Origin of the sequence: Oleiagrimonas sp. (genome assembly GCF_027858935.1) — a bacterium.
GTDB lineage: Bacteria > Pseudomonadota > Gammaproteobacteria > Xanthomonadales > Rhodanobacteraceae > Oleiagrimonas.
On sequence record NZ_JAQIBU010000075.1, the window covers coordinates 1 to 4192 of the forward strand.

Genomic DNA, 4192 nt, shown 5'->3' on the forward strand with positions numbered 1-4192 from the left:
GAACGATGCATTCACCTGTGACGTGCGCCTGTGCGACACTTGCGCGTCATGTTCGTCACAATCGCCAGCCTGTTTGCCATCGCCCTGTATCTGGCCGCCGCCGGCGCGCTGGGTCGACCGCTGCTGAATGGCCGCGCGCCCCTGACACGACCGGCCATGGGCATGGCGACGCTGGCCGTGCTGGCCCATGCCGCGGTGCTGCTGGGCATGCATCGCGGTGCACTGGACCTGCATTTCTTCGCCGCCTTGTCGCTGGTGGCCTGGGTGGTCTCCAGCCTGACCCTGCTGGTCAACCTCTCGCGACCGGTCGCCGGGCTCGGCGTGATCATTTTTCCGTTGACGGCCATCCTGCTGGCGATCGACAAATTCATTGCGCCGCCGACGGCGCCGACCCCGATCGACTGGCAGATCAAGCTGCACGTGACGGTGGCGCTGCTGGCGTTCGGCGTACTCTCCATCGCCGCGGCCCTGGCCATCCTGCTCGCGGTTCAGGAGCGTGCCCTTCGACGCAGCCAGTTTGGCCATTGGCTGCGCGCCCTGCCGCCGCTGACGCTTACCGAAGGCCTGCTGTTCCGCCTGATCCATGCCGGCTTCACCTTGCTGACGCTCACCCTGGTCACCGGCACGCTGTTCGTGAGCAACGTCTTCGGCCAGCATCTGGTGCAGAAAACGATCCTTTCCATCATCGCCTGGCTGGTCTTCGGCGCCCTGCTCTGGGGACGCTGGCGGCATGGTTGGCGTGGCACCCGTGCAGTCAACCTGACCCTGTTCGGCATGGCTGTGCTGGTGCTGGCGTTCTTCGGTACCAAGTTCGTGCTGGAAGTGATCCTGCATCACCCTGTGGTCTAGTCATCGCAACCTGCCCCACTGCCCGGCCTGACTCCCCAAGGCAGCCGGACTTCGACCGGGGCTTTGAATACAATCGAACCCGGCGTGTAATGCAGGAGCCTATACACTTCATGGACGACTCTTTTTTCAACCCGAACCCCCAGATTGAATCGTTTTCGTTCGACAACGGCGAAGCCTGCTACGTGATTGACGATGCGCTGCGTGAACCCGAACGGCTTCGACAATGGGCGATCGAACAGCGTGATGATTTCAAGGATCTCGACTTCACCGCCTATCCGGGCACCTACCTGCTGCCGCCACAGGCGCTCGGCGAAGCACTTCACACGTACTTCCAGAGCCACATCCGCCAACGTTTCGATGTACAGCGCGTACTGCAGATGCAGAGCCGTCTGGCGATGGTCACGTGCCAGCCCGCCGAACTGAAGCCCTTCCAGCGGCTGTGCCATATCGACCAGATGGGTTTGCCCTCGATCTACAGCATCCAGGCCTCGGTGTTGTATCTGTTCGACGACCCCGCCCTGGGCGGTACCAGCTTCTACGTGCCCACACGCAGCGATGTGGAAACCATCGAGCTATTCCGCGACGCCACGTCCCTGCCGACCGAACAGTTCAACCGCAGATACGACATCGCGCCAGGCTATATGAACGGATCGAACCGCTATTTCAGGCGCATCGGCCAGGTGCCCGCCCGATGGAACCGGATGATCTTCTACGACGCCAACATCCTGCACACGGGCGACATCACCGACCCGAGCCGATTGTCCAAAGACCCGTCCCAGGGCCGCCTGACGTTCATCGGGTTTTTCACCAGTCAACGGCATACGGTCTGAGCCGGGTTCCCGGAACGAAAAAACTAGGTTCATCGCGCTTTCCCGGGAAAGGCGTCCTTGATTTTTAGGAAGAAGTAAGCGGAGTCCCGGTAGCCATAGGCCATGCGCTTGATAACCTTGATGCGGTTATTCATGCCTTCCAGGACGCTGGTGTTCAGCCGGTAGAGGGAGCTGGCGACGATGCCTTCGAGATACGGAGCCAACCGTTTGGCGAAGGCGATCAAGGGTGGGAGCTGGCTGTCCAAGGCGAGGCGATGCCATTCGTTCCAGCGGCGGCGGGCCTCGTTCTCGTCGGGCGCATACCACAGCTCCTTGAGCTGGGCCTTGAGCACGTAGACGGTCGTCAACGGCGCGTTGGCGGCCAACAGATCATCGAGTTTGACGGCCTGCTCGTCGGTGAGGTTGCCCCGGTTGCGCAGTAACAACCAGCGGCTGCGCTTGATGACGCGGCGGGCGGACGGGTCGGCCTTGAGAACGTTGGCCTGATCCACGCGGACCCGGTCGATCACTTCACGTCCGAATTTGGCGATGACGTGGAACAGGTCGTAGACCACGCGTATGTTGGGGCAATGGGCCTTGGCTTCCAAATCCATGGCCGTGTTCATGTCCATCGCCACGGCTTCGATGCGCGCGCAGACCGCCGGGCCGAGCATCTCGAAGAAGGGCTGCACGTCTTTGCGTGAGCGGCCTTCACCGACCCACAGCACCTGCTGTGTATCGGCACAAATGGCGACCGTGGCATAGCGGTGGCCCTTGAACAGTGCAAACTCGTCCATGATCAGTCGGCGCAACCGCGACAGATCCGGCGGCGTCACTTCGCGCGCCAGGCGACGGGCATCGATGGCGCGGATGGTATGCCAATGCAGTCCGGTCAGTTGGCTGATATGGCGAATCGGCAGCAGACGCAGCAGGGCTTCGACATGGGCGATCAAACGCCCGGTCAGGCGGCTACGCGCAGGCAACCAGGGCACGTACTCGGTGCTCACGCCGCAGCTCATGCATGCAACACGGCGCAGTGGCACCTCCAGCCACACCTGCCGATCGAACAGGGTTCGTTCCCGCACCCGCCGGGTACTGCGGTCGTGAATCAGCCCGCAGGGCATCCGGCAACGACCGCAGCGCGGGTCGATATTAGGGTCCGCTTCCAGCCGAAGTAGCAGGTGGGTCTCTGACAAGGTTTGGGTCTCGATCAAACGAAACCCTATCCAAAAGTGGGCGGCATCAATAGCATCATGCATGAGGGCGGCGGCGGTCGAACCGCTGTGGGTGTGAGAGCTTTCAGCTTATCCGCCGTCTGCCGCCCTCACCCATCCCCTCATCTGTCAATACGATCAGTCCCGCTTAACCGCGAAGAACCTTTTTTTATGCGCCACGCCGTGTGGCCTGTCGTGGCCGCACGGTGGCCCATCCGGGCACATGCTGTGGGCCGCGCGGGTCCGCCACGCGGATCACCAGCGGCGCCGGGGCGCCTTCAGTCGCTGTCGGGGTCGACATGCTCGGAGGCTTCGGCATCGCCGTAGGTGGGCGAGGCCAGCACCACCCGATTGCGGCCCTGCGCCTTGGCCTTGTACAGCGCATAGTCGGCCGCGCGCAGCCAGGTCTCGATGTCGCGGCAATGGGTTCCGTCCAGGATGGCCACACCGATGCTGACCGTGACCGACTGGACCGGCGAACTCTCCGGCAGGGGCAATGGAAGGGTGGCGATCCGATGACACAGGACGGCCGCGTGGCGCAGGGCCTGGTCGGCCCCCATGCGCGGACACAGCAAGGCGAATTCCTCGCCGCCCAGCCGGGAAATGCGACCGACACCGGTACTGGCCAGCTCCAGGTCGTTGACCACGTCGGACAGGACCCGGTCGCCTGCCGGATGACCGGCCGTGTCATTGACTGCCTTGAAGTGATCCAGATCCAGCAACAGCAGCGCATGTTCTGCGCCCGGATAGGTGCGCGGTCCCTCGACCATCTCGCTTGCGGTCTGCATGAAGGCGCGGCGGTTGTCCACGCCGGTCAACGGGTCGCGCAGGGCCAACTGCCGCAGGGCGCTGGCATGGTGGCGTTGCGAGCGCAGCAGCAGGTACAGCAGACCGGTGACCACCAGCAGGCCGATCGAGGTGAGTATGGCGAACAGGATCCAGAGCTTCTGGCGTTTCGCCACCTCGTCCTGGTGGGTGGTGCGCGCTTTGGCCACTTCCAATGCCAGCGTCTTGTTGCGGTTCTGGTGTTCCAGGGTGCGTATGCGCAACTCGCGTTCGCGTTGCTGATAGCGGTTTTCCAGTACCTTTTCGGTCGCCAGCAGGCTGGGGTTTCGCTGCTTGCGGAGCAGGGCGCTGACTTTGCGCGCGCTGGCCAGGGCATGCTTGAGGTCGCCGGCGGCTTCGGCAAACCGGCTGTCCCCGGCATACAGGCGCGGCAGCAGGCCGTGATTGCTGCTGTGCTCGGCGTCGTGGATGGCGGCCTCGATGATCTTCATGGCCCTCTTGGGCTGGCCCAGCGCGGCATAGGCGCGGGCAATG

General features: G+C 63.4%; 4 protein-coding genes. 2 read left to right on the forward strand and 2 right to left on the reverse strand.

What is annotated here, in order from left to right:
- The first annotated feature begins 48 nt into the window (after positions 1–48).
- A complete protein-coding gene (gene ccsA, locus PF446_RS02970) occupies positions 49–849 on the forward strand; it encodes a cytochrome c biogenesis protein CcsA (RefSeq protein WP_298069572.1) in 801 nt (266 codons plus the stop codon).
- Between the two features lie 110 nt (positions 850–959).
- Entirely contained in the window at positions 960–1679 is a 720-nt protein-coding gene (locus PF446_RS02975; RefSeq protein WP_298069574.1) for a DUF6445 family protein, read from the forward strand.
- A gap of 29 nt (positions 1680–1708) precedes the next feature.
- Here PF446_RS02975 and PF446_RS02980 read toward each other — a convergent pair whose 3' ends face one another.
- Both PF446_RS02980 and PF446_RS02985 read right to left on the reverse strand, forming a co-directional pair.
- Positions 1709–2917 carry an ISL3 family transposase gene (locus PF446_RS02980; RefSeq protein ID WP_298069577.1) on the reverse strand — a complete coding sequence of 403 codons (1209 nt, stop codon included), beginning with the start codon at positions 2915–2917 and terminating at the stop codon, positions 1709–1711.
- Positions 2918–3150: 233 nt separating this feature from the next.
- The coding region (locus PF446_RS02985; protein WP_298069580.1) for a GGDEF domain-containing protein at positions 3151–4192 on the reverse strand (1042 nt) is incomplete at its 5' end.

Excerpts from the sequence above, each read along its gene's own strand:
- PF446_RS02980 (WP_298069577.1), bottom strand. The coding sequence starts at position 2,917 with ATGCATGATGCTATTGATGCCGCCCACTTTTGGATAGGGTTTCGTTTG.
- ccsA (WP_298069572.1), top strand. The coding sequence starts at position 49 with ATGTTCGTCACAATCGCCAGCCTGTTTGCCATCGCCCTGTATCTGGCC.
- PF446_RS02975 (WP_298069574.1), top strand. The coding sequence starts at position 960 with ATGGACGACTCTTTTTTCAACCCGAACCCCCAGATTGAATCGTTTTCG.